Annotated in this window: 21 protein-coding genes and 1 tRNA gene; 3 read left to right on the forward strand and 19 right to left on the reverse strand. The window is 72.9% G+C overall.

Annotated features, from left to right (window positions below):
- Nucleotide 1: 1 nt before the first annotated feature.
- From pheT to ACOQFB_RS11700, 16 genes are all read right to left on the reverse strand, one after another.
- Nucleotides 2-2,404, reverse strand: a complete 2,403-nt coding sequence (pheT, locus tag ACOQFB_RS11625; RefSeq protein ID WP_421610774.1) for a phenylalanine--tRNA ligase subunit beta — start codon at nucleotides 2,402-2,404, stop codon at nucleotides 2-4.
- Nucleotides 2,405-2,411: 7 nt separating this feature from the next.
- A complete protein-coding gene (pheS, locus tag ACOQFB_RS11630) occupies nucleotides 2,412-3,521 on the reverse strand; it encodes a phenylalanine--tRNA ligase subunit alpha (RefSeq protein WP_421610773.1) in 1,110 nt (369 codons plus the stop codon).
- 12 nt (nucleotides 3,522-3,533) lie between these two features.
- On the reverse strand, nucleotides 3,534-3,878 hold the full coding sequence (gene rplT / locus ACOQFB_RS11635) for a 50S ribosomal protein L20 (RefSeq protein ID WP_011421026.1): 345 nt from the start codon (nucleotides 3,876-3,878) through the stop codon (nucleotides 3,534-3,536).
- A 101-nt stretch (nucleotides 3,879-3,979) separates the two neighbouring features.
- On the reverse strand, nucleotides 3,980-4,183 hold the full coding sequence (rpmI, locus tag ACOQFB_RS11640; RefSeq protein ID WP_011421027.1) for a 50S ribosomal protein L35: 204 nt from the start codon (nucleotides 4,181-4,183) through the stop codon (nucleotides 3,980-3,982).
- A gap of 62 nt (nucleotides 4,184-4,245) precedes the next feature.
- Nucleotides 4,246-4,941 carry a translation initiation factor IF-3 gene (gene infC / locus ACOQFB_RS11645; RefSeq protein WP_421610772.1) on the reverse strand — a complete coding sequence of 232 codons (696 nt, stop codon included), beginning with the start codon at nucleotides 4,939-4,941 and terminating at the stop codon, nucleotides 4,246-4,248.
- A gap of 125 nt (nucleotides 4,942-5,066) precedes the next feature.
- A complete protein-coding gene (ilvC, locus tag ACOQFB_RS11650) occupies nucleotides 5,067-6,092 on the reverse strand; it encodes a ketol-acid reductoisomerase (RefSeq protein WP_421610771.1) in 1,026 nt (341 codons plus the stop codon).
- A gap of 10 nt (nucleotides 6,093-6,102) precedes the next feature.
- The gene (ilvN, locus tag ACOQFB_RS11655) at nucleotides 6,103-6,639 is read right to left on the reverse strand and encodes an acetolactate synthase small subunit (RefSeq protein WP_011421030.1); all 537 of its coding nucleotides are present in this window, start codon (nucleotides 6,637-6,639) and stop codon (nucleotides 6,103-6,105) included.
- Nucleotide 6,640: 1 nt separating this feature from the next.
- The gene (gene ilvB, locus ACOQFB_RS11660) at nucleotides 6,641-8,347 is read right to left on the reverse strand and encodes a biosynthetic-type acetolactate synthase large subunit (RefSeq protein WP_059438760.1); all 1,707 of its coding nucleotides are present in this window, start codon (nucleotides 8,345-8,347) and stop codon (nucleotides 6,641-6,643) included.
- Between the two features lie 212 nt (nucleotides 8,348-8,559).
- Nucleotides 8,560-9,135, reverse strand: coding sequence for a 3-isopropylmalate dehydratase small subunit (leuD, locus tag ACOQFB_RS11665; RefSeq protein WP_059438761.1), 576 nt, complete (start codon nucleotides 9,133-9,135; stop codon nucleotides 8,560-8,562).
- Nucleotides 9,135-10,577 (reverse strand): 3-isopropylmalate dehydratase large subunit, encoded by a 1,443-nt coding sequence (gene leuC, locus ACOQFB_RS11670; protein WP_421610770.1) that lies wholly within the window; start codon nucleotides 10,575-10,577, stop codon nucleotides 9,135-9,137. Before leuC ends, leuD begins: the two co-directional genes overlap by 1 nt.
- Nucleotides 10,577-12,148 (reverse strand): 2-isopropylmalate synthase, encoded by a 1,572-nt coding sequence (locus ACOQFB_RS11675; RefSeq protein WP_421610769.1) that lies wholly within the window; start codon nucleotides 12,146-12,148, stop codon nucleotides 10,577-10,579. Before ACOQFB_RS11675 ends, leuC begins: the two co-directional genes overlap by 1 nt.
- Before the next feature lie 161 nt (nucleotides 12,149-12,309).
- Entirely contained in the window at nucleotides 12,310-14,262 is a 1,953-nt protein-coding gene (thrS, locus tag ACOQFB_RS11680; RefSeq protein WP_421610768.1) for a threonine--tRNA ligase, read from the reverse strand.
- 78 nt (nucleotides 14,263-14,340) lie between these two features.
- Nucleotides 14,341-14,412, reverse strand: a tRNA-Val gene (locus ACOQFB_RS11685).
- Nucleotides 14,413-14,450: 38 nt separating this feature from the next.
- The gene (locus tag ACOQFB_RS11690) at nucleotides 14,451-15,065 is read right to left on the reverse strand and encodes a CDP-alcohol phosphatidyltransferase family protein (RefSeq protein ID WP_421610767.1); all 615 of its coding nucleotides are present in this window, start codon (nucleotides 15,063-15,065) and stop codon (nucleotides 14,451-14,453) included.
- A gap of 6 nt (nucleotides 15,066-15,071) precedes the next feature.
- Nucleotides 15,072-15,839, reverse strand: coding sequence for a hydroxyacylglutathione hydrolase C-terminal domain-containing protein (locus ACOQFB_RS11695; RefSeq protein ID WP_421610766.1), 768 nt, complete (start codon nucleotides 15,837-15,839; stop codon nucleotides 15,072-15,074).
- Nucleotides 15,836-16,243: a VOC family protein gene (locus ACOQFB_RS11700; RefSeq protein WP_421610765.1), complete on the reverse strand. Its 408-nt coding sequence runs from the start codon at nucleotides 16,241-16,243 to the stop codon at nucleotides 15,836-15,838. The genes ACOQFB_RS11695 and ACOQFB_RS11700 overlap by 4 nt, the downstream gene beginning before the upstream one ends.
- A 63-nt stretch (nucleotides 16,244-16,306) precedes the next feature.
- Between ACOQFB_RS11700 and ACOQFB_RS11705 the strand changes: the two genes are divergently transcribed.
- Complete coding sequence (locus tag ACOQFB_RS11705; RefSeq protein ID WP_421610764.1) at nucleotides 16,307-17,635, forward strand: DUF4388 domain-containing protein; 1,329 nt, start codon at nucleotides 16,307-16,309, stop codon at nucleotides 17,633-17,635.
- 123 nt (nucleotides 17,636-17,758) lie between these two features.
- Complete coding sequence (gene typA, locus ACOQFB_RS11710) at nucleotides 17,759-19,606, forward strand: translational GTPase TypA (RefSeq protein ID WP_059438000.1); 1,848 nt, start codon at nucleotides 17,759-17,761, stop codon at nucleotides 19,604-19,606.
- A gap of 171 nt (nucleotides 19,607-19,777) precedes the next feature.
- On the opposite strand, the gene rplC is transcribed toward typA, so the two are convergent.
- The 3 genes from rplC to ACOQFB_RS11725 all read right to left on the reverse strand — a co-directional run bounded on the left by rplC (nucleotide 19,778) and on the right by ACOQFB_RS11725 (nucleotide 21,722).
- Entirely contained in the window at nucleotides 19,778-20,488 is a 711-nt protein-coding gene (rplC, locus tag ACOQFB_RS11715; RefSeq protein WP_421610763.1) for a 50S ribosomal protein L3, read from the reverse strand.
- A gap of 137 nt (nucleotides 20,489-20,625) precedes the next feature.
- Nucleotides 20,626-21,006 (reverse strand): response regulator, encoded by a 381-nt coding sequence (locus ACOQFB_RS11720; protein ID WP_011421042.1) that lies wholly within the window; start codon nucleotides 21,004-21,006, stop codon nucleotides 20,626-20,628.
- Nucleotides 21,003-21,722: a sensor histidine kinase gene (locus ACOQFB_RS11725; RefSeq protein ID WP_059438001.1), complete on the reverse strand. Its 720-nt coding sequence runs from the start codon at nucleotides 21,720-21,722 to the stop codon at nucleotides 21,003-21,005. The genes ACOQFB_RS11720 and ACOQFB_RS11725 overlap by 4 nt, the downstream gene beginning before the upstream one ends.
- A 309-nt stretch (nucleotides 21,723-22,031) precedes the next feature.
- On the opposite strand from ACOQFB_RS11725, the gene rpoH reads away from it, so the two are divergent.
- The gene (gene rpoH / locus ACOQFB_RS11730) at nucleotides 22,032-22,955 is read left to right on the forward strand and encodes an RNA polymerase sigma factor RpoH (protein WP_059438002.1); all 924 of its coding nucleotides are present in this window, start codon (nucleotides 22,032-22,034) and stop codon (nucleotides 22,953-22,955) included.
- Nucleotides 22,956-22,991: the final 36 nt, after the last annotated feature.

The raw sequence follows: 22,991 nt of genomic DNA on the forward strand, positions 1-22,991 counted from the left end.
GCTATCCCCGGAGCTCCGCCCCGACGCGCTCGCGCAGCCGCGCCACGATGCGCCCGTGCGCGGCGTCCGCCTCGGCGTCGGTGAGCGTGCGGTCCGGCGCGCGGTAGGTGATGGCGAGCGCGAGGTTCTTGCGCCCCGGCGGCAGCGGCGCACCCTTGTACACGTCGAACAGGATCACCGCCTCGACGAGCGGCTCCTCGCGCACCAGCGCCTCCACCGCCGCGGCGGTCACCGCGTCCTCCACCACCACCGCGACGTCGCGGAGCACCGCGGGGAGCCGCGGGATGGGCCGGTACTGCGGCACCAGCCGCGCGGCCGCGAGCAGCGCGTCCAGCGAGAGCCGGAACGCGAGCACGCCGCGCGGCAGCTCGAACGCCTCGGCGACCCGCGGGTGCAGCTCGCCGAGCTCGCCCAGCGCCGCGCCGCCCGGCGCGCGGAGCGCCGCCGAGGTGCGCGGGTGCAGCCAGCCGGGGCCGGGCGCGGACCAGGACGCCTCGACGCCGAGCGCCTCGAGCAGCCCCTGCACCGCCGCCTTCGCGTCGTGGAAGTCGGCCACGTCGCCGCCCACCGCCCAGCCCACCGGGCTGCGCCGCCCGAGCAGCACGCCGGCCACCTCGGTGGCCTCGTGGCTGGGGGCGTCGCCGGCGGTCCCGGCCGCGCGCGGCCCGTAGGCGCGGGCGATCTCGTACAGGCGCACGTCCTCGACCCGCTGCCGCCGGTTGTGCGCGGCGTTGCGGAGCAGCGACGGGACCAGGCTGGTGCGCATCACCGCCAGGTCGGCGCTGATGGGGTTGCGGAGCGCGATGCCGTCGGCGGCGAGGCCGGCGGCGAGCGGCTCCAGGTCGCGCGCCGCCACGAAGCTGAAGTTCACCGCCTCGCTGAACCCGGCCGCCTCCAGCGCGGCGCGGGCGCGGGCCACCGCCTGCGCCTCGGCGGACTCCGCCGGCGTGCGCACCGCGGGCCCGGGGAGCGTCTCGGGGATGGCGTCGTAGCCGAGCGTCCGGACGATCTCCTCGACCAGGTCCTCCTCGATCGCGACGTCCACGCGCCAGCTCGGCACGCCGAAGCTCACCGCGTCGCCGTCGCTGGCCCGCTCCTCGAACCCGAGCGAGAGCAGGATGCGGCGGGCGTCCTCGCGGCTCACCGGCATGCCCAGCACCTGCGCCGGGCGATCCCAGCGCATGCGCACCTCGGGCGAGGCCACCTTGCGGGCCTGCGCGTCCACCACCCCGGCGCGCACCGTCCCGCCGGACAGCCCGGCGATGAGCGCGGCGCAGCGGTCCAGCGCCGGGATCACCATGCCCGGGTCGGCGCCGCGCTCGAAGCGGTAGGACGCCTCGCTCTTCAGGCCGTGGCGGCGCGAGGTGCGGCGCACGCCGCTCGGCGCGAACCAGGCCGACTCGAGCAGCACGCGGGTGGTGCCGGCCGAGATCTCCGAGTCGCCGCCGCCCATGACGCCGGCGAGCGCGCTGCCGCGGTCGCGGTCGGCGATGAGCAGGTCGTCCGGCTCGAGCGCCCGCTCCTTGCCATCGAGCGTGGTGATCCGCTCGCCCGGCCGCGCGGTGCGGACCACGATCTCGTGGCCGGCCACCTCGTCGAGGTCGAACGCGTGCAGCGGGTGGCCCAGCTCGAGCAGCACGTAGTTCGTCGCGTCCACCACGTTGGAGATGGAGCGGATGCCGCAGCTCTCCAGCCGCCGGGCCAGCCAGGCCGGGGACGGGCCGATCTTCACGCCCTCGACGACGCGCGCGGCGTAGCGGGCGCACTTGTCCGGCGCCTCGATGCGGACCTTCACCGCGTCGGCCGCCGCGCCGCCGCCCTCCACCAGGCCGGGCTTCGGCAGCTTGACCTTCTGGCCCAGCAGCGCGGCCACCTCGCGGGCGATGCCCACGTGCGAGAGCGCGTCCGGCCGGTTCGGCGTGACGTTCACCTCGAACAGCACGTCGTCGAGGCCGAGCGCCTCGCCGATGGGCGTGCCCGGGACCGTGCCGGGCGGGAGGATGAGCAGGCCGCTCGCGTCGGCGGAGAGCCCGAGCTCGCGCGCCGAGCAGAGCATCCCGAAGGACTCCACCCCGCGCAGCTTCGCCTTGGTGATCTTCACGCCGCCGGGCAGCTCGGCGCCCACGGTGGCGAGCGGGACCACGTCGCCGACGCGGTAGTTCTTCGCGCCGCACACGACCTGGAGCGGCTCGGCGCCGCCCGCGTCCACGCGGGTGACGGAGAGCTTCTCGGCGTTGGGGTGCGGCTCGGAGGCGGCGATGCGCGCCGTCACCACGCCCTTCAGCTCCGCGCCGGTGCGCTCCACCGCCTCGATCTCGAAGCCCACGGCGGTGAGGCGCCGCGCCAGCTCCTCGGGCGCGGGCAGGTCCACGTACTCCGACAGCCACTTGAGCGAGATGCGCACGGCGTTCTCAGAACTGTTCGAGGAAGCGGAGGTCGTTCTCGAAGTACAGGCGCAGGTCGTCGATGCCGTAGCGGAGCATCGCCATGCGCTCGACCCCCATGCCGAAGGCGAAGCCGGTGAAGCGGCGCGGATCCACGCCGCCGTTCTCGAGCACGCGCGGGTGGACCATGCCGGCGCCGAGCACCTCCAGCCAGCCGGTCTCCTTGCACGTGCCGCAGCGCTTGCCGTCCTTGCGCCCGGTGCCGCCGCAGATGGAGCAGGACACGTCCACCTCGGCGCTCGGCTCGGTGAACGGGAAGTAGCTGGGGCGGAAGCGCGTGCGGGTGCCCGGGCCGAAGTAGGCGCGGGCGAACGCCGCCAGCGTGCCCTTCAGGTCGGCGAAGGTGATGCCCTCGTCCACGCACAGCCCCTCGATCTGGTGGAACATGGGCGAGTGGGTCTGGTCGTAGTCCGACCGGTAGACGCGGCCCGGGCAGATGATGCGGATGGGCGGCCCGCCGATCCGCTTCATGGCGCGGATCTGCACCGGCGAGGTGTGCGTGCGGAGCAGCACCGCGCCAGGCTTCGCGGGCCCGCCCGGCGCCGCGCCGGTGCGCCCGCCCGGCGACAGGGTGGACTCGTCCACGTAGAACGTGTCCTGCATGTCGCGCGCGGGGTGGTCCGGCGGGATGTTGAGCGCCTCGAAGTTGTACCAGTCGAGCTCGATCTCCGGCCCGCTCGCGACCTCGTAGCCGAGGCGCGCGAAGATGGCGGAGATGTCCTCGGTGGCGCGCGTGACGGGGTGACGGTGCCCGCGCGGCAGGAGCCGGCGGCCGGGCAGCGTCACGTCGATGGGCGGGCCGGCCAGCTCGGCCTCCAGCGCGCGCGCGGCGAGCCCGCGCGCGGCGCCGGCGAGCAGCGCCTCGACCTCGTCGCGGACGCGGTTCGCGACCTCGCCGACGCGCGGGCGCTCCTCGGCGGGGAGCTGCCCCATGCCCCGGAGGACCTGGGACAGCTCGCCCTTCTTGCCGAGGAAGCGGACGCGGAGCTCCTCGAGCCCCTTCTCGTCCGCGGCGGAGGCGATGGCTTCACGGGCGCTCCGTGCGAGCGCCTCGAGCTGCGAGAGCAGGTCGGCCATCGGACCCCTCCCCTACGCCTGGGCGGTCTTGACGATGGCGGCGAAGTCGCCCGGGAGGGCGAGCGCGAGATCGGCGAGGATCTTGCGGTCGATCTCGACGCCGGCCTTGCGGAGCGCCGCGACCAGCTTCGAGTAGGTGGTGCCGTTCTGGCGGGCGGCCGCGTTGATGCGGACGATCCAGAGCGCCCGGAACTCGCGCCGCTTCAGCCGGCGGTCGCGGGTCGAGTAGTTGAGGGCGCGCTCCACCGCCTGGTTCGCGCGGCGGTAGCAGTTCTTGCGGCGGCCACGGAAGCCCTTCGCGAGCTTCAGGACGCGGTTGCGACGGCGGCGGGCCTTGAATCCCTTCTTGACGCGCATCTTCCTTCTCCTTGCCGGCGGGAGGCACGTCGGCCCGTCACGCAGTGTGACGGGCCGGGTACGCTTCGGAACCCCGCTTGGGCGTTACGGCTTCTCCGGCCCTAGCGGGCGTACGGGAAGCACTCCTTGATCTTCTTCTCGTCCATCGGCGCGAGGTGATCGGTCCCGCGCAGGTGGCGCTTCTGCTTCTTCGTCTTGCCGAACGTCGCGAGGTGCCGGACGCCGGCGCGGCGGAACTTCACCTTGCCGCTCTTCTTCGGGACGAAGCGCTTCTTGGCGCCGCTCTTGGTCTTCAGCTTGGGCATGGGTCCTGTCGCTTCCTGTTCGCTGCTGCGTCGTGCGCCGCGCCTGCGCGCGGCGGTCCTGTCTATCTCTGTGCGGCCGGGTCCGCGGCGGCCGGCGCGGGCGCCGGGGCGGCGGGGGCCGGGGCCGGCGCGGGCGCGCCGGCGGCGGGTGCGGCGGCGGCGGGCGCCGCGGCGGCCGCGGCCTTCGCCTTGTCGCGCTGCGACTGGAGCATCTTCGGGTTCGGCGCGAGGATCATGAACATCTGGCGCCCTTCCATGCGGGGCGCCGACTCGATGACCGCCACGTCGCGCAGGTCCTCGATGACCCGCTGCAGCACCTTCTGGCCCAGCTCGCGGTGCGACATCTCGCGGCCGCGGAACATCACGGTGATGCGCGCCTTGTTCGCCTCGCCGAGGAACTCGCGCACCTTCTTGATCTTGGTGTCGTAGTCGTGCTCCTCCGTGCGCGGGCGGAGCTTCACTTCCTTGAGCTGCACCACGACCTGCTTCTTCTTGGCCTCGTTCTGCTTCTTCTTCTCGAGGTACTTGAAGCGGCCGTAGTCCATGATCTTGCAGACGGGCGGCTTCGCCATCGGGCTGACCTCGACGAGGTCCATGCCCAGCTCCTGCGCGCGCGCCAGCGCCTGGTCGATCGGGAGCACGCCGAGCTGCTCGCCCTCGGCCCCGATGACACGAACCTCGCGGGCCTTGATGCGGCGGTTGGTGCGCGCATCGCGGCTGCCGCCGCCGCCCCGCGGATCTCTGTGCTGGATCGCCATGCTCCTCCGGCCCTGGGAAAAAGACGCTGTAGAATAAGGATTTCGGCCGCAATGTCAACGCGGCCGTGCGCCCGGGCGCGCGCGTCCCCTTCCCTCTCGCGGGGAAGGGGACGGCGCGGGCGGGTCTAGCGGGTGCCCGGGTCCGACGAGTCCTTCTTCGCCTCGCGGATCCAGCTCATCATGTCGCGGAGCCGCTTGCCCACCTCCTCGATGGGATGAGCGGCCTCGGCGGCGCGGTAGCGGGCCATGGTGGGACCGCCCGCCTGGTTCTCGAGGATGAACTCCTTGGCGAAGTGGCCGCCCTGGATCTCCTTGAGGATCTTGCGCATCTCGTCCTTGGACCGGCCGTCCACCACCCGCGGGCCGCGGGTGTAGTCGCCGTACTCCGCGGTGTCGGAGATGGAGTGGCGCATCCAGGCCAGGCCGCCCTCGTACATGAGGTCCACGATGAGCTTCAGCTCGTGGAGGCACTCGAAGTACGCGCTCTCCGGCTGGTAGCCGGCCTCGACCAGCACCTCGAACCCGTTCTTCACCAGCGCCGCCGCGCCGCCGCACAGCACGGCCTGCTCGCCGAACAGGTCGGTCTCGGTCTCCTCCTTGAACGTGGTCTCGAGCACGCCGGCGCGGGTGCAGCCGATGCCGCGGGCGTAGGCGAGGCCGACGGCCTTGGCCTGGCCGGTCGCGTCCTGGTGGACCGCGACGAGGCCGGGGATGCCGCGGCCGTCCTGGTACTGGCGCCGGACCATGTGGCCCGGGCCCTTCGGCGCGACCAGGAGCACGTCCACGTCGGCCGGCGGGCGGACCTGCACGAAGTGGATGTTGAAGCCGTGCGCGAAGAGCAGCGCCTTGCCCTTGGAGAGGTGGGGCGCGATCTCCTCGTCGTAGACCTTCTTCTGCGTCTGGTCCGGGATGAGGACCATGATCACGTCGGCCTCCTTCGAGGCCTCCGCGACCGAGAGGACGCGCAGCCCGGCGCCCTCGGCCTTGGCCTTGGACTTCGAGCCGGCCGCCAGGCCCACCCGCACGTCCACGCCGGAGTCGCGCAGGTTGAGCGCGTGGGCGTGGCCCTGCGAGCCGTAGCCGATGATCGCGACCTTCCGCTTCTTCAGCAGGTCGAGGTTCGCGTCCTTGTCGTAGTAGATGGTCGCCATGTTCGTTCCTCTACTTCAGTGAGGGGGGAGCCAGCGTCTTGAAGCCCCGCTCGAGGGCGATGCGCCCGGAGCGGCAGAGTTCCTGGATGCCGAAGGGGCGGAGCCGCTCCTCCAGCGCGTCGAGCTTGCCGGCGGTGCCGCTCGCCTCGACCACCAGCGCGTCGGGCGAGACGTCCACGATCACCGCCTCGTAGGTCTCGGCCAGCGCCCGGAGCTCGGCGTGGTTCCGCTCCGGCGTGCGGATCTTGGCGAGCAGCAGCTCGCGCTCGATCAGGTCCTGGGGCGAGAGCTCGCGCACCTCCACCACCGGGACCAGCTTCTGGACCTGCCGGACCACCTGGTCCACCGGGCTCGAGGAGAGCCGGACCACGATGGTCATGCGCGAGTACTCGGCCCGCTCGGTGGGGCCGACGGTGAGGCTCGCGATGTTGTAGCCGCGCCGCGAGAACAGCCCGGCGATCCGGTGCAGCACGCCCGGCTTGTTCTCGACGAGGAGGCTGATGGTGTGGGTGGAGCCGCTGGGCTGCGGGGTCTCGGTCCGTTCCATGTCACTCACCGTCGATCATGTCGTTGAGGGGGGCACCGGCCGGCACCATCGGGTACACCTTCTCCTCGCGCCGGATCCGGACGTCCACGATGGTCGGGCCGTCCTGGTTCGCCAGCGCGCGGTCGATGACCTGGTCCAGCTCCTCCGGGGTCCGGGCGCGCAGGCCGAGGCAGCCGTACGCGTCGGCGAGCTTCACTAGGTCCGGGAGATCGGCGAGCGGCGTCTCCGCGTACTTCTCCTCGTAGAACAGCTCCTGCCACTGGCGGACCATGCCCAGGAACAGGTTGTTCAGGACGAAGATCTTGATGGGCAGCTTCAGCTCGGACGCGGTGGCGAGGTCCTGCAGCGTCATCTGGAACGAGCCGTCGCCGTCGATGCCGATCACCAGCGCGTCCGGGCGGCCGAGCTGGATGCCGATGGCGGACGGGAGGCAGAAGCCCATGGTCCCGAGGCCGCCGGAGGTGACGAACGTCCGGGGCTCGGCGGTCTTCCACCACTGCGCCGCGAACATCTGGTGCTCGCCCACGCCGGTGGTGACGATGGCCTTGCCGCCGGTCTTCTTCCAGAGCGTGTCGATGACGTACTGCGGGAGCAGCGGCTGCTTGGGGTCCTGCCGGTAGCGCAGCGGGTGCTTCTCCCGCCACTCGTTCACGCGCTTCCACCAGGGCCCGAGGTCCGGGCGGCCGTGGTCGGCGAAGGCGCGCCGCGCCTCCTCGTGCAGCTGCGGGAGCAGGCGCTTCAGGTCGCCCACCAGCGGCACCGTGGCGGTCACCAGCTTCGAGATCTCCGCCGGGTCCACGTCGAGGTGGATCACCTTCGCCTCGGGGGCGAAGGTGGAGAGCTTGCCGGTGACGCGATCGTCGAAGCGGGCGCCGAGCGCGATGATCAGGTCCGACGCCTGCACGGTGTAGTTCGCGTACCGCGAGCCGTGCATGCCGAACATGCCCAGGCACAGCGGGCTCGTCTCCGGGAACGCGCCCTTGCCGTGGAGCGTCGTCACCACCGGCGCGCCGAGGAACTCGGCGAAGGCGAAGACCTCCTTGTGCGCGTCGGCGGTGCGGACGCCGCCGCCCAGGTACACGACCGGCCGGCTGGACGCGCGCATGAGCTGGGCGGCGTCCTTGAGCCGCGGCTCCTCGCGGACCGGCGGGTGGTAGCCGGGGATCTCGACCGTCTCCGGCCACTCGAAGTCCAGCTCGGCGTTGAGCACGTCCTTCGGGATGTCCACCAGCACCGGGCCGGGCCGGCCGGTGCGGGCCACGTAGAACGCCTCCTTGAGGATGCGGGGCAGCTCGCGCACGTCGGTCACCAGCCAGTTGTGCTTGGTGATCGGCATGGTGATGCCGGTGATGTCCGCCTCCTGGAACGCGTCGGTGCCGATGAGGCTCGAGGACACGTTCGCGGTGATCGCGACCATGGGCACCGAGTCCATGTACGCGTCGGCGATCGCGGTCACGAGGTTGGTCGCGCCCGGGCCGGAGGTGCCCATGCACACGCCCACCTTGCCCGTGGCGTGGGCGTAGCCCTCCGCCGCGTGCCCGCCCACCTGCTCGTGCCGGACCAGCACGTGCCTGGGCCGCTCGGCCCCGTACAGCGCGTCGTAGAGCGGGAGGATCGCGCCGCCGGGGATGCCGAAGAGGACCTCGACCCCCTCCGCCTCCAGGGCGCGCAGGACCGCCTTCGCGCCCGTCATCTTCTCCTTGGCCATGCCGTCACCTTCGATTCACGAGTGTTCGAGGGAGCTGCGCTGTCGCGAAGCGGAACGCCGACGCACGGCCCGGCGTCGCCGCCCCGTGGGCGGCGCCGGCGCGGACCGTGCGCGTCATACGGCCACGGCGCGGATGCCGCGGCCCGCGGAGCCGCGCGAGGGCGCGGACGCGGCGGCGCCGCCGGGAACGGCGAGGCGCTTGGCGCCCTCGCTCACCGGCGGCCCCCTTCGAACGCGGCGATGTCCGCGTCCTGCGCGAGCAGGAAGCCGAGCTCGTCCACGCCGTTCAGCAGGCAGTAGCGCGCGAACCCGTCGATCGGGAACTTCGCGGTCGAGCCGTCGGGCAGCGTGACGGTCTGCGCCTCGACGTCCACGCGGACGCTCGCGCCCGGGGCGGCGAGCAGCTTCGCGTGGCTGGCCGGGTCGAGCACCACCGGGACCAGCCCGTTCTTGAGCGCGTTGTTGCGGAAGATGTCGGCGATGCGGGTGGAGATCACCGCGCGGACGCCGGCGTCCACCAGCGCCCAGGGCGCGTGCTCGCGCGACGAGCCGCAGCCGAAGTTGTCGCCCGCCACCAGGATCGAGCAGCCCTGCGCCTCCGGCCGGTTCATGACGAAGTCGGGCCGGGGCGAGCCGTCGGCGGCGTAGCGCCAGTCGGAGAACAGCGCCTTCCCGAGGCCCTTCTTGTCGGTGACCTTGAGGAAGCGGGCCGGGATGATCTGGTCGGTGTCGACGTTCTCGCGGGGGAGGACGACGGTGCGGCTCTCGATGACGCGGATCGGTTCCATCACCGGCCCTCCAGCACGCGGCGGGGATCGGCGACGGCGCCCGTCACCGCGGCGGCCGCGGCGGTGAGCGGGCTGGCGAGGAGCGTCCGCCCGCCGGGGCCCTGGCGCCCCTCGAAGTTGCGGTTCGACGTGGAGACGCAGTACTGGCCGGCCTTGATGTCGTCGCCGTTCATGGCGATGCACATCGAGCAGCCGGGCTCGCGCCACTCGGCGCCGGCCTCGCGCACGATGCGGTCGATGCCCTCGGCCTCGGCGTCCTTCTTCACGCGGTGCGAGCCGGGCACCACCAGCGTGCGGGTCCGCACCTTGCGCCCCTTCAGCACCCGGGCCGCCTCGCGCATGTCCTCGATGCGGCCGTTGGTGCAGGAGCCGATGAACACCACGTCCACCTTCTGCCCGGCGATGGGCTTGCCGGGGACGAGCCCCATGTAGCGGAGCGCCGCCTCGAGGGTGGTGCGCGCGGAGGCGTCGCGCTCCGCGGCCGGGTCCGGCACCAGGCCGGTGACGGCGATGCCCTGCCCCGGGTTCGTGCCGAACGTGATCATCGGCTCGAGCGCCGCGGCGTCCAGGCGGAGCTCGCGATCGTAGGTGGCGCCCTCGTCCGAGGGCAGCGCGCGCCAGCGGGCCACCGCCTCGTCCCACGCCGCGCCCTTCGGCGCGCGGGGCCGGCCGGCCAGCCACTGGAAGGTGGTGTCGTCCGGCGCGACCAGGCCGGCGCGGGCGCCCGCCTCGATCGACATGTTGCAGAGGGTCATGCGGCCCTCCATCGAGAGCGCGCGGACCGCGGGGCCGAGGTACTCGATGACGTGGCCGGTGCCGCCGCCCACCCCGAGCCTCGCGATGATCGCGAGGATCAGGTCCTTGGCGGAGAGGCCGGGGCCGAGCTGGCCGTCCACCCGCACGGCCAGCGTGCGGGGGCGGCGCTGCAGCAGGCACTGCGAGGCGAGCACGTGGCCGACCTCGGAGGTGCCGATCCCGAACGCGAGCGCGCCGAACGCGCCGTGCGTGGCGGTGTGGCTGTCGCCGCACACCACCGTCATGCCGGGCTGGGTGGCGCCCATCTCCGGGCCGAACACGTGGACCACGCCCTGCGCCTCGTCGCCGAGCCCGTGCAGCTCGACGCCGAACTCGGCGCAGTTGCGCTCCATCTGCGAGACCTGCGCCGCCGCCTGCGCGTCCACGAACGGCCACTTGCCGTCGGCGCCGCGGGGCAGCGTCGGGATGGAGTGGTCCATGGTGGCGAGCGTGCGCTCGGGGCGGCGGAGCTTCAGGCCGCGCTCCCGCAGCACCGTGAACGCCTGCGGGCTCGTCACCTCGTGCACGAGGTGCAGGTCGACGTAGAGGATCGCGGGCGCGTCCGGGGTCTCCGCGCGGACCACGTGCGCGTCCCAGACCTTGTCGATGATGGTCCTCGGCTGGCTGCCGTCGCTGCGCTTCGACATCAGGGCGTCCCCATCTCCGCGCGGGCCTCGCTCTCGGTGGGCGGTGGCATCTTCAGGGCGATCCGGTTGACCACGTCGAGGAACGCCCGCGCGCTGCCCTCGATGATGTCGGTGGAGAGCGCGCGGCCGCGGTACACGCCGGTCGGGTGCTCGACCTCGATGGAGACCTCGCCTTGCGCGTCCTCGCCGCGGGACACGCTCGCGATCTGGTAGTCGCGGAGCTTCAGGCTGATGCCGGTGACCTTCTCGATGGCGCGGTACACCGCGTCCACCGGGCCGTCGCCGGCCGCGACCTCCTGGATCCGCTCGCCGGCGGCGGAGCGGAGCGCGACCGACGCGCAGGGCAGCGTGCCGGTGCCGGAGGTGGTGGAGAGCGCCTCCAGCTCCCAGGCCACGCTCCCCTTCCCCAGGATCTGCCCGTGGACCACGAGCGCCTCGATGTCGGCGTCGTAGATGTCCTTCTTCTTGTCGGCCAGCACCTTGAAGTCGGCGAACACCTTGTCGGTCTGCGCCTCGTCGAGCTGGTAGCCGAGCGCGAGCAGCCGGTCCTTGAGCGCGTGGCGCCCGGAGTGCTTGCCGAGCACGAGCTGGCTGCGGGCGAAGCCGACCTCCTCCGGCCGCATGATCTCGTAGGTCTCGCGGTTGGTGAGCATCCCGTGCTGGTGGATGCCGGCCTCGTGCGCGAACGCGTTCTGGCCCACGATGGCCTTGTTGCGCTGCACGTGGAGCCCGGTCACCTGCGACACCAGGCGGCTGGTGGGGAAGAGCCGCTCGGTCTGGACGCCGGTGGTGACGCCGAGGACGTCCTGGCGCGTCCTGAACGCCATGACGATCTCCTCGAGCGAGGCGTTCCCGGCGCGCTCGCCGATGCCGTTGATGGTGCACTCGACCTGGCGCGCGCCCTCGAGCACGCCGGCCAGGCTGTTCGCGACCGCCAGGCCCAGGTCGTTGTGGCAGTGCACCGAGATGATGGCCTTGTCGATGCCGCGGACGTGCTTGCGCAGGTAGCGGATGGTCTCGGCGTAGGTCGAGGGCAGCGCGTAGCCGACGGTGTCCGGGATGTTCACGGTGCCGGCGCCGGCCTCGATGACCCGCTCGACCACCTCGGCGAGGAACTCGAGCTCGGTGCGGGCGGAGTCCTCGGCGGAGAACTCGACGTCGTCGAACTTCTCGCGGGCGAGCTTCACGCCGTCCACGGAGCGCTTGATGATCTCGTCCTTCGCGAGCTTGAGCTTGAAGTCGCGGTGGATGGGCGAGGTGGCGAGGAACACGTGGCAGCGGCGCCGCGGCGCGTCGGCGAGCGCCTTCCAGGAGGCCTCGATGTCGCCCTTGTTGCAGCGGGAGAGGCTCGCGATGATCGGCCCCTCGACCTGCCGGCTGACCGCCTGGATCGCCTCCAGGTCGCCCGGGGAGGCGGCCGCGAAGCCGGCCTCGATCACGTCCACGCCCAGCTCCCGAAGGGCCCGCGCCACCTGGAGCTTCTGCCCCAGGTTCATCGACGCCCCCGGCGACTGCTCCCCGTCGCGGAGGGTGGTGTCGAAGATGGTGACCCTCTGGCCTGCGTCGCTCACGGTTTCGTCTCTCCTTCCGGGACCTTGACGCGGTCTGACCGGTTCGGCTGAAACGGGAACCGCGAAGGGTACCAGAAACGTCCGGCGATGTGTACCCATCGAACACCCATAAATGGGCGTTCTACCGCACCCTGGCGGGCGTGGAGTCCGTCCCGGCGACCTTAAAAGGGCGCCGTCGCCTCGCGGGTCATCAGGTCGGCGAAGGCCTCGAGCGGCATGGTCTTCAGGTCCTCGCCGCCGTGGCGGCGCGGCGAGACGCCCTTCGCCTCGACCTCCTTCTCGCCCACCACCAGCGTGAACGGGATCTTGGCGAGCTGCGCGTTGCGGATCTTCGCGCCGAGCTTGTCGGAGGACGCGTCCACCTCGACGCGCCAGCCGCGCGCCAGCAGCGCGGCCGCCGCCTCGTGCGCCCACGCGTCGAAGCGATCCGAGACGGTCACCACCCGCGCCTGCACCGGCGCGAGCCAGGCCGGGAACGCGCCGGCGTAGTGCTCGGTGAGGATGGCGATGAACCGCTCGAACGAGCCGTAGATGGCGCGGTGGATCACCACCGGCCGGTGCTCCTTGTTGTCCTCGCCCACGTAGGTGAGGTCGAAGCGCTCGGGGGCCGCGTAGTCGAGCTGGATGGTGCAGGTCTGCCAGCGGCGGCCGAGCGAGTCGGTCACCAGCATGTCGATCTTCGGGCCGTAGAACGCGCCGTCGCCCGGGTTGAGCGTCCACTTCAGCCCGGTGGCGTCGAGCGAGGTGCGAAGCAGCGCCTCGGCGCGGTCCCACAGCGCGTCGTCGCCGATGCGCTGCTCGGGCCGCGTCGAGAAGGTGGCCTCGAAGCCCAGGCCGAACGCGCCGTACACGACCTTCATCAGCTCGAAGATGCGCAGCACCTCGTCGGTCACCTGCTCCTCGCGCAGGTAGATGTGCGCGTCGTCCTGCTCGAACTGGCGCACGCGGGTGAGGCCGCCCAGCGAGCCGGACGCCTCGTTGCGGTGGAGCGCGTCGGTGGTGAAGTAGCGGACCGGCAGCTCGCGGTACGAGCGCTTGTCCATCTTGTAGATGAGGTGGTGCGACGGGCAGTTCATGGGCTTCAGCGAGAAGCTGCACCGGTCCTCCAGCGCCAGCGCCGGATCCGACTCGCTGTCCACCACCAGGAACATGTTCTCCCGGTACTTGCCCCAGTGCCCGGAGGTCTCCCACAGCCGCTTGTTGAAGAGCAGCGGGGTCTTCACCTCCTGGTACCCGTTCTTCAGGACCAGGCGGCGCATCGCGTCCTCGAGCACGTTGTAGAGGACGGTGCCGGCGGGCAGCCAGAACGGCGCGCCGGGCGCGTACTCGTGGAACGTGAACAGCCCGAGCTGCGGGCCGAGGCGGCGGTGGTCGCGCTTCTTCACCTCCTCGAGCTTGGCGAGGTGCGCGTCCAGCTCCTTCTTGTCGAAGAAGGCGGTGCCGTAGATGCGCTGGAGCATCGCGTTCTTCGCGTCGCCGCGCCAGTACGCGCCGGCCACGTTCAGCAGCTTCACCACCCCGATGCGCCCGGTGGACGGGCCGTGCGGCCCGAGGCAGAAGTCCACCCAGTCGCCGTGCCTGTAGAGCGTGAGGGTCTTCGCGCCCTTCGCGGCGATGTCCTTCACGATCTCGACCTTGTACCGCTCGCCCATGCCCTCGAAGAGCGCGAGCGCGGCCTCCATCGAGATCTCGGAGCGGACGAAGGGCAGGTCGGCCTTGATCGCGTCGTTGGTCGCCTTCTCGATCTTCTCGAGGTCCTCGGGCGTGAACGGGGTCTCGCGCGCGAAGTCGTAGTAGAAGCCGTCCTCGATGGCCGGGCCGATGGTGACCTGGGTGCCGGGGTAGAGCTTCTGCACCACGCTCGCCATCACGTGCGCCGCGTCGTGGCGCGCGACCTCGAGCGCCTCCGGGCTCCTCGTGGTGACGATCTCCAGCCTCGCGTCGCGGTCGAGGGCGCGGGAGAGGTCCACCGGCGCGCCGTCCAGCTTGGCGAAGTAGGCCGCCTTGGCGAGGCCCGGGCCGATCTGCCCCTTCACGAAGTCGATGACCGGGGTGCCCCGCGGCGCCTCCTTCTGGCTGCCATCCGGGAGCGTCACCTTCACGAGGTCGGACATGTCGGTATGCCTATCCGTGGTCGAAAAAAAAGGCCAGCCGTGGCGGCTGGCCCTCGGTGGCGGGGGACGCCCGCGATGTGGGCACGGCTGGGATCGAACCAGCGACCCCCTGCGTGTCAAGCAGGTGCTCTACCACTGAGCCACGCGCCCTTCGATGAGGCGCGGTTATAGCCGAACGGGAATCGGTGTCAACGGCCGGGCGCGCGCGCCGCGCGCAGGAAGAACAGGAAGTACTGCGCGAACGAGACCGTCACGCACAGCGCCGCGAGCAGGCCCAGGGCGGCCACGTACGGCTCGACCGCGTGGCGCGGGTAGCCGCCGTAGTCGCCGGCGAGCGCGGTGAGCACGGTCGCGGCGAGCGCGAAGGTGGCGTACTTGCCGATGCGGGTGGGGGCGACCGGGATGACCCGGTGGACGGTGCGCAGGAACGCCGCGCCGGCGAGCTGCGCCAGGTCGCGGGCCACCACCAGCGCCGGGAGCCAGGCCGGCAGCCGGCCGGTCGCGGCCAGCGCCACCAGCGCGCACGCGGCCAGGAACTTGTCGGCGATGGGATCGAGGAACGCGCCGAGCCGGGTGCGCTGCCGGAGCGCGCGCGCCACCAGCCCGTCCAGCACGTCGGTGGCGGCGGCCGCCGCGAAGGCGGCCAGCGCGCGGGGCCGGTCGCCGCCCACGTAGAGGACCAGGAACGCGGGCGCGAGCGCGATGCGCAGCGCGGTGAGCGCGTTGGCGAGGTTCACCGGCGAGGCCTCGTCCTCGGCCGGGCGGGGCTCGTCCTCGAGCGGGCGCGGGGGCGGGACGCTCACGACGCCTCAGGCGCGGTCGCGCAGCGCGCGGAGCGCCACGAAGCGCCGGGCCGGGCCGGCGGCCGCGGCGGCCGGATCGGCGCGCGCCACCGCGGCGGCCACGCCGGGCGCGTCGAGCCGCAGGAACGGGTTGACCGCGCGCTCGCCCGCGAGCGTGCTCGGCGCCGGCTCGCGGCCGGCGGCGTGCGCCGCCTCGACCTCCGCCAGGCGCGCGCGCGCCGCCGCGCCGCCGGGCTCGAGCGCGAGCGCGAACGCGAGGTTGGGCGCGGCGTAGTCGTGGCCGGGGTGGACCTCCAGCGCGCCGTCGAGCCGGGCGATCGGGCCGAGGAAGCTCTCCGCCAGCCGGGCGGGATCGCCGCCGTGCCGGCAGTTGCCGCACCCGGCCCAGAACAGCGTGTCGCCGGTGAGCAGCCGCCCCTCCCACTCCAGCAGCACCGAGCCCGGGGTGTGGCCCGGGACCGGGTGCACCCGCAGCGCGAGCGCCCCGAGCGCCAGCTCGGCGCGGCCGGCCAGGTCCACGTCGGGCCGGAAGCGGTCCGCGTCGCCGCCGTGGCCGAGCACCTGCGCGCTCAGCGCGCGCGCCGCCGCCGCCGTGCCGCCGGTGTGGTCGGCGTGGCCGTGCGTGTGCAGGATCCAGCGCGGGCGGACGCCGTGCGCGGCGGCGAGCGCGAGCGCGGCGTCCGGGTCGCCGGGATCGACCAGCGCGGCGTCGCCGCCGGCGGCGATCAGGTACGTGTAGTTGTCCTTCCCGTACCGGCGGCGGTCGAAGATCACGGCCGCTCCCCGCCCCCGGCGTCGTGCGGGTGGTGGCTGAGCCCGATGCGGTTCCCCTCGGGATCGAGCACGTAGATGGTCCAGCGGGTCCGGTGCACGACCTGCACGCCCGCCTCCTCCAGCCGGTCCTCCCAGGCCCGCCGCTCCCCCGGCCCGATGCGCAGCGCCACGAGGTGCAGCCCCGGCTTGCCGTCGCGCCAGGGGCGCGGGACCGGCGCCTCGTCGGCGCGCTCCAGCGCCAGGAACTGCCCCTCCCCCAGCGCGAGCCACACGCTCCGGTCGCCGGTGCCCTCCTCCCGCGGCCAGCGCCTCAGCACCTCCAGCCCCAGCACCTCCCGGTAGAACGTCTCGCACCGCGCGAGATCCGCGCACTGGATGGCGAGGTGGTGGAGGATGGGCGGCACGCGCGGAGGGTAACCCCTCGCCCTGGCCGGACGCCACCACACCCGTGGTAGCCTCGGCGGGCCGTGAGCCCCTCCCCGTTCCCCAGGCGACTGCTGGTGCTCTCCGAGGACGCCGCGCTGGCGGGCCTCGTCGCCGGCGCGGCGGTGCGGCTGGGCGCGGCCGCCGAGGCGGTGGGCAGCGGCCGGGCCGCGCTGCAGGCGCTGGCCCGCGGCGGCGCGCGCGCGGCGGTGCTCGACCTGCCCGTCGCCGACGTGGGCGCGGGCGAGCTGCTCGCGGCGTTCGGCCGCGCGGGCGTGCCGGCGCTGGTGGTCTCCGGCGTGTACCGCGGCAGGCAGGGCGAGGCGGCGCTGCGCCGGCTCGGCGCGCGCGAGGTCTTCGAGAAGCCGTTCGACGTGGACGCGCTGGCGGCCGCGGTGGCGCGCCGGCTCGGCACGCTCGGCGCGCCGCCCGCGCCGGAGGAGGCGCCCGACGAGGTCACCGGCGCCCGGCCGCTCCCGCCCGGCGAGGGCGATGCCGCGCCGCTCGCGTCGCCGCCGCCGCCCGCGCTCGACCCGGCGCCGCCGGCCCCGCGCCCCGCCCCGCCGGCGGTGCACGACGCCTTCCTCACCCCGCTCCCCGAGACGCGGCACGCCCGCGCCACCGCGCCGGAGCCGGCGCCGGCGTCGTCGGGCGAGCTCGCCGCCACGCGGGTGCCGCGCCTCCTGGTGGCGCTGCACGTCGGCCAGGCCACCGGGGCGCTCACCCTCTCGCGCGGGCCGGTGCGCCGCATCGTGGTGGTCGAGCGCGGCGCGCCGGTGTACGCGGCCTCGAACGTGGCGGCCGAGCGGTTCGGCGCGGTCGCGGTGCGCCGCGGCGCCGTCACCGCCGAGCGGCTGGAGGCGCTCCGGCGCGCGGCCGCCCCCGGCGCGCGCACCTCGGACCTGCTGGTCGAGGCGGGCGCCATCACCCCCGAGCAGCGGGTCGAGCTGCTCACCGGGCTGGTGCGCGCCGTCGCCTGGTCCACCTTCGAGTGGCGCGACGGCACGTACGCGTTCCAGCACGGCCGCCCGCCGGCCGGGCGGGTGCCGCTGCGGCTCGATCCGGCCGAGGTGATCCTGGAGGGCATCCGGCGCACCGCCACGCCGGAGCGCCTGCGCGAGGAGCTGCCCGGCGCCGCGCACCTCGCCCCGGTCCCGGATCCCGCCTTCGAGCTGTACGCGCTGCGGCTGCGGCCGGAGGAGGCGCGGCTCCTCGCGCTCGCCGACGGCACGAAGAGCGTGGACGACCTGCTGCGGCTCACCGAGCTGCCGGAGCGCGACGCGCGCGCGTTCCTGGCCGCCTGCCGCACGCTGCGCGCGCTCGACGAGGTCGAGCGGGTGCTCGCCTCCACCCGGCGGATCGGCTTCATGTAGCGGTCCCGGCGGCCCGCCGCGGCGCCCGCCGCGCTTCCCCTTGCCGGCGCCGCATCAAAGGACTATAAGTTCCGGCCCTTTGCAGGCCGGCGTCCGTTCCGGCCCATTGCAGGCCGGAGCCCCATGACCCCCCGCGAGCAGATCCGCAACGTGGCGATCGTCGCCCACGTCGACCACGGCAAGACCACCCTCGTCGACTTCATGCTGCGCCAGGCCGGCGTGTTCCGGGCCAACGAGCAAGTGGTCGAGCGGGTCATGGACTCGAACGACCTCGAGCGCGAGAAGGGCATCACCATCCTCGCGAAGAACACCGCGGTCACCTACCAGGGCGTGAAGATCAACATCGTGGACACGCCCGGCCACGCCGACTTCGGCGGCGAGGTGGAGCGCGCGCTGCGCCTGGTGGACGGGGTGCTGCTGCTGGTGGACGCGGCCGAAGGGCCGCTCCCGCAGACCCGCTTCGTGCTCTCGAAGGCGCTCTCGATGGGCCTGCCCTCGGTGCTGGTCGTCAACAAGGTGGACCGGCAGGACGCGCGCGCGAAGGAGGTCCTCGACCTCGTCTACTCGCTCTACATCGACCTCGGCGCGAACGAGCGGCAGATCGACTTCCCGGTGATCTACGCGATCGCGCGCGAGGGCAAGGCCGCCCACACCGTGCAGGGCGCGTTCGAGGCGGAGTCGCTGAAGCCGCTGTTCGACGCGATCCTCACGCACGTCCCGCCCCCGCCCGCCGGCGAGCGCGAGACGCTGCAGATGCTGGTGGACAACCTCGACTACGACGACTACGTGGGCCGCCTCGCCATCGGCCGGGTCGCCTCCGGCGTGGCGCGCGAGGGCATGGCCATCTCGGTGCTGCGCGAGGAGGGCAAGGTCGTCCCCGCCAAGATCGTGCGGCTGTACGCCTACGACGGCCTGAAGCGCGTCGAGGTGAAGGACGCCGGCCCGGGCGAGATCGTCTGCATCGCCGGCGCGGAGGAGATCGGCATCGGCGACACCATCGCCGACCCGGCCGCCCCGGAGGCGCTCCCGCGCATCAGCGTGGAGGAGCCCACCATGTCGATGGTCTTCAAGGTCAACGACGGGCCGTTCGCCGGCCGCGAGGGCAAGTACGTCACCAGCCGCAACATCCGCGAGCGGCTCTACCGCGAGGCGTACCGCAACGTGTCCATCCGCGTGGAGGACACCGACACGCCGGACGCGTTCAAGGTGGTGGGCCGCGGCGAGCTGCAGCTCGCGGTGATCGTCGAGAACATGCGGCGCGAGGGGTACGAGGTCACGGTCTCGAACCCGGAGCCGATCCTCAAGACGGTCGGGGGCGAGGTGCACGAGCCGATGGAGCTGCTCGTCTGCGACCTGCCCGACGACGGCGTGGGCGGCGTCACCCAGAGCATGGGCTCGCGCAAGGGCCGCATGGTGGACATGCAGCCGCTCGGCTCGGGCCGCACCCGGCTGCAGTTCCGCGTGCCCGCCCGCGGGCTCATCGGCTTCCGGGGCGACTTCCTCACCCTGACCCGCGGCGAGGGCATCATGTCCTCGCAGTTCGACGGCTACGAGCCGTGGCAGGGCAAGATCGAGAAGCGGAAGAGCGGCGCCATCGTGGCCGACCGGATCGGCGACGTGGTCGCCTACGCCTGCTTCTACGCGCAGGAGCGCGGGGCGCTGTTCGTGAAGCCGGGCGACAAGGTGTACCCCGGCATGATCGTGGGCGAGCACAGCCACGACAACGACCTCGACTTCAACATCTGCAAGGAGAAGAAGCTCACCAACATCCGGGCCGCCGGCCGCGACGAGAACGTCATCCTGACGCCGCCGCGCGAGCTGAGCCTGGAGGCGGCGCTGGAGTGGATCGCCGAGGACGAGCTGGTCGAGGTCACGCCGCAGTCGATCCGGCTGCGCAAGAAGTTCCTCGACCCGACCGCGCGCTACAAGATCGAGCGCGACCGCAAGCGCGGCCAGGCCGAGGCCTCGTAGCCCGGGGCCTCGCCCTCCCCGCCGCCCGCAGCACCCGACGCCGCCCGGACCCCCGGGCGGCGTTCGTCGTCGGTGGGGGCGCTCCCGGCCGCTGGCGGGGGCTCCAAGCGAAACGCGCCGCCCGGTCTCCCGGACGGCGCGTCGTGTCCTGCGGCGCTGCCTCGAAGCCGGCTACACCTTCGGCTTGGCGCGCTCGCGGACCTCCTGCTTCTGCTTGATCCGCGGCTGGCCCTTCGCCGCGGTGTTCACGAAGAGCAGGCCGTCGGCGTGGCCGGGGACGGCGCCCTTCACGAGCAGCACGTTCTGCTCCGGCTCGATGCCGACCACGGTCAGGTTCTGGATGGTGACGTTGTCCACGCCGTAGTGGCCGGGGAGGTGCTTGCCCTTCCACACCTTGCCCGGCGTCTTGCGCTGGCCGATCGCGCCGACGTGGCGGTGGTGCTCGTGCGCGGTGGAGCTGTCGCGCGCGGCGCCCTTCATGTTCCAGCGCTTCATGACGCCGGTGAAGCCGCGGCCCTTGGTGACGCCGGCCACGTCGATCCGCTGGTTCGCCTTGAAGACCTTGTCCACCGTGAGGACGTCGCCGGCCTTGAGGTCGCCGAGCAGCTTGGCGTCCTTCACCCGGATCTCCTTCACGTGGCGGAACAGGCCGGTGCCGGCCTTCTTGAACACGCCGACCTCGGGCTTGCTGAGCCGGTGGGCGTGCTTCTCGTCCACGGCGCCGAAGGCGATGACGACGGCGTCGTAGCCGTCCTTCTCCGCCGTCTTGCGCCGCACCACCGTGCACGGGCCCGCCTCGAGCACCGTGACCGGGACGCAGTCACCCTCGGGGGTGAAGATCTGCGTCATCCCAACCTTCTTCGCCAGCAGCCCAGTCGCCATGATCACCTCGCATTGGTCCGCCGCGCGTCGCAGGGCCGCGGAGGACGTGCCTTGGAAAGGGTGGGCTTTCTACCCGCCGGCGCGCGACCTGTCAAGCGAAGCCCGCGTGGCGCGGGGGTTTTTGGCGCCGGGCGCGGCTACCCGTGCATCGGCTCGCCGGCCATGTCGGTGACCTGCGCGAGCAGCGCGTCGATGTCGAAGGGCTTCGCCAGGTAGCCCTGGGCGCCCACCGAGGCCGCCTTCTGCGGGTTCCCGTCGGCCGAGATGACCACGATGGGGATGCGCGGGGCCCCGTTCCGCCGCTGCCGGAGCGCCTGCGCGAACGCGAGCCCGTCCATCACCGGCATCATCAGGTCGAGGAGGATGATCGACGGCTCCTCCTCGGCCACGCGGTCCAGCGCCTCGAGGCCGTGGCGCGCGCGCGCGACGCGATAGCCCTCGCCCTCGAGGATGTCGCAGATGGCGTCGAGGATGTCGGGATCGTCGTCGACGACGAGGACCAGCGGGCGTTCGGTCATGGCAACGGCGGCGATGCGGGGCGCGCAGTATACGCTCCGGCTCCGGGAAGGGTGAGCACGAACGCTCCGCCCTCCACCGAGAGTCCCCCACCCAGCGCCGCCGCCGCCCGTCGCGCGGCCGGAAGGGCGAGCGCCCTGCCCTTCGGGTCCCCGGCGGCTCCCTTCCGGGGATCGTCGAGCGCGCCGGGGCCGGCCTCCGCGCCGCTCACCCGCAGCACGGCCCGGCCCCCGTCCAGCCGGGCGCTCACCCGCACGGGCTCGCCCTCGCGCCCCGCGGCCGCCACCAGCGCGTCGAGCACGCGCTCGAGGAGCGCGCGATCGGCGCTGACCGCCAGGGCCGCCTCGACGCCGTCCAGGGACACCTCGCCGACGTCGCCCGGCCGGTGCCCGGCCGCGTGCTCCAGCGCGTCGCGCAGCGAGATGGGCTCCGGGCGCACCGGGAGCCCGCCGACCTCGAGCCGCTCGCACAGGAAGTGATCCTCGACGAGCTGCCGGACGCGTCCCAGCGAGCGCAGGCACATCGCGGTCAGCTTCTCGCCGCGGGCCCCGCCGCGCTCGGCGGCGCTCATGCGCGCCAGCAGCTCGGCCGACCAGAGCGCGGTCGAGAGCGGGTTGCGGACCTCGTGCGCGACGAAGCCGAGGTAGCCCGAGCGCTCCTCGGCGTCCGCCGGCGCAGCCTGGTTCGCCGTCCGTTCCGTTCCGTTCTTCGCCGACATTCTCGCGTCCGCCTGGCCGCCTGGCCGCCCCGCGGGGGATAGCCACCACAGGTTGCGGAGGGTACCGCCCATCCGCAAGTGGGTTGGTGGCGCCCTGAATCGGGCGTTTGCAATTCTTACAGCCCAAAAACCCAACAGGGCAGCCTTCTCCTGGCGACCCTGTAACGATTATAGGCTCCCGCCGGGCCGGCGACCCGCCCCCCTCCAGGCAACCGCCCAGGATCACGGCTGAACGGCGCTTGACCCCAGACGGCACATGGGTTGCTTAGGGGCCTACCTGCTGCCACCGCCACGCACCACGGAGGTCCGATGAAGCGCCAGAGCATCCCGGGTACCGCGAGCTCCCTCGAGCTCTACCTCTCCGAGATCAATCGGTTTCCGCTGCTGACGGTCGAAGAAGAGCAGCGGCTCGCGCGCGAGTACTGCGCCGACCGCGACACCCGCGCCGCCCACCGGCTGGTCACGGCCAACCTCCGCTTCGTGGTCAAGGTCGCCTACGAGTACCGCTCCTACGGCTTCCGCATGGCCGACCTCATCCAGGAGGGCAACATCGGCCTGATGAAGGCGGTCCAGAAGTTCGATCCGGACAAGGGCATCCGCCTCATCTCGTACGCGGTGTGGTGGATCCGCGCGTACATCCAGAACTACATCCTCAAGTCCTGGTCGCTGGTGAAGCTCGGGACCACGCAGGCGCAGCGCAAGCTGTTCTTCTCGCTGGCCCGCACGAAGCGCGAGCTCGACAAGCGCTCCCAGGAGCACGGCGCCGACTCCGACGGCCACGACGCGAACAAGGTGGCGAAGAAGCTCCGCGTGAAGCCCGGCGAGGTCCGCGAGATGGAGCAGCGGATGGAGGGGCGCGACCTGTCGCTCGACGCGCCCATGGGCGACGACGGCGGCTACTCCCACGTGGACTTCCTCGCGTCCGGCGGCGCGTCGCAGGACGACGAGCTGTCCGGGGTGCAGGAGCAGAAGGTCGTCTCCGGCCGGATCGGTGAGGCCCTCGGCCGCCTCGACCAGCGCGAGCGCTACATCATCGAGATGCGCGTGATGAGCGACCGCCCGCTCACGCTCAAGGAGCTGGGCGAGCACTTCGGCTTCTCGCGCGAGCGCGCCCGCCAGCTCGAGATCCGCGCCAAGGAGAAGCTGAAGGAGGAGCTGCGCGCGCTGGCGACCGAGATCGACTGGCCCACCGACGGCAAGCCGGTCGAGATCGACGACCGCGTGCTGGCCTGACCGCGGGGGCGCGTCCCCGGGCCGCGCCCGGGCCGC

Origin of the sequence: Anaeromyxobacter sp. Red801, assembly GCF_049201065.2 — a bacterium.
GTDB lineage: Bacteria > Myxococcota > Myxococcia > Myxococcales > Anaeromyxobacteraceae > Anaeromyxobacter.

Coding starts and splice junctions, on each gene's coding strand:
- pheS (WP_421610773.1), bottom strand. CDS start 3,521: ATGGCCGACCTGCTCTCGCAGCTCGAGGCGCTCGCACGGAGCGCCCGT.
- rplT (WP_011421026.1), bottom strand. CDS start 3,878: ATGCGCGTCAAGAAGGGATTCAAGGCCCGCCGCCGTCGCAACCGCGTC.
- rpmI (WP_011421027.1), bottom strand. CDS start 4,183: ATGCCCAAGCTGAAGACCAAGAGCGGCGCCAAGAAGCGCTTCGTCCCG.
- infC (WP_421610772.1), bottom strand. CDS start 4,941: ATGGCGATCCAGCACAGAGATCCGCGGGGCGGCGGCGGCAGCCGCGAT.
- ilvC (WP_421610771.1), bottom strand. CDS start 6,092: ATGGCGACCATCTACTACGACAAGGACGCGAACCTCGACCTGCTGAAG.
- ilvN (WP_011421030.1), bottom strand. CDS start 6,639: ATGGAACGGACCGAGACCCCGCAGCCCAGCGGCTCCACCCACACCATC.
- ilvB (WP_059438760.1), bottom strand. CDS start 8,347: ATGGCCAAGGAGAAGATGACGGGCGCGAAGGCGGTCCTGCGCGCCCTG.
- leuD (WP_059438761.1), bottom strand. CDS start 9,135: ATGGAACCGATCCGCGTCATCGAGAGCCGCACCGTCGTCCTCCCCCGC.
- leuC (WP_421610770.1), bottom strand. CDS start 10,577: ATGTCGAAGCGCAGCGACGGCAGCCAGCCGAGGACCATCATCGACAAG.
- thrS (WP_421610768.1), bottom strand. CDS start 14,262: ATGTCCGACCTCGTGAAGGTGACGCTCCCGGATGGCAGCCAGAAGGAG.
- typA (WP_059438000.1), top strand. CDS start 17,759: ATGACCCCCCGCGAGCAGATCCGCAACGTGGCGATCGTCGCCCACGTC.
- rplC (WP_421610763.1), bottom strand. CDS start 20,488: ATGGCGACTGGGCTGCTGGCGAAGAAGGTTGGGATGACGCAGATCTTC.
- ACOQFB_RS11720 (WP_011421042.1), bottom strand. CDS start 21,006: ATGACCGAACGCCCGCTGGTCCTCGTCGTCGACGACGATCCCGACATC.
- ACOQFB_RS11725 (WP_059438001.1), bottom strand. CDS start 21,722: ATGTCGGCGAAGAACGGAACGGAACGGACGGCGAACCAGGCTGCGCCG.
- rpoH (WP_059438002.1), top strand. CDS start 22,032: ATGAAGCGCCAGAGCATCCCGGGTACCGCGAGCTCCCTCGAGCTCTAC.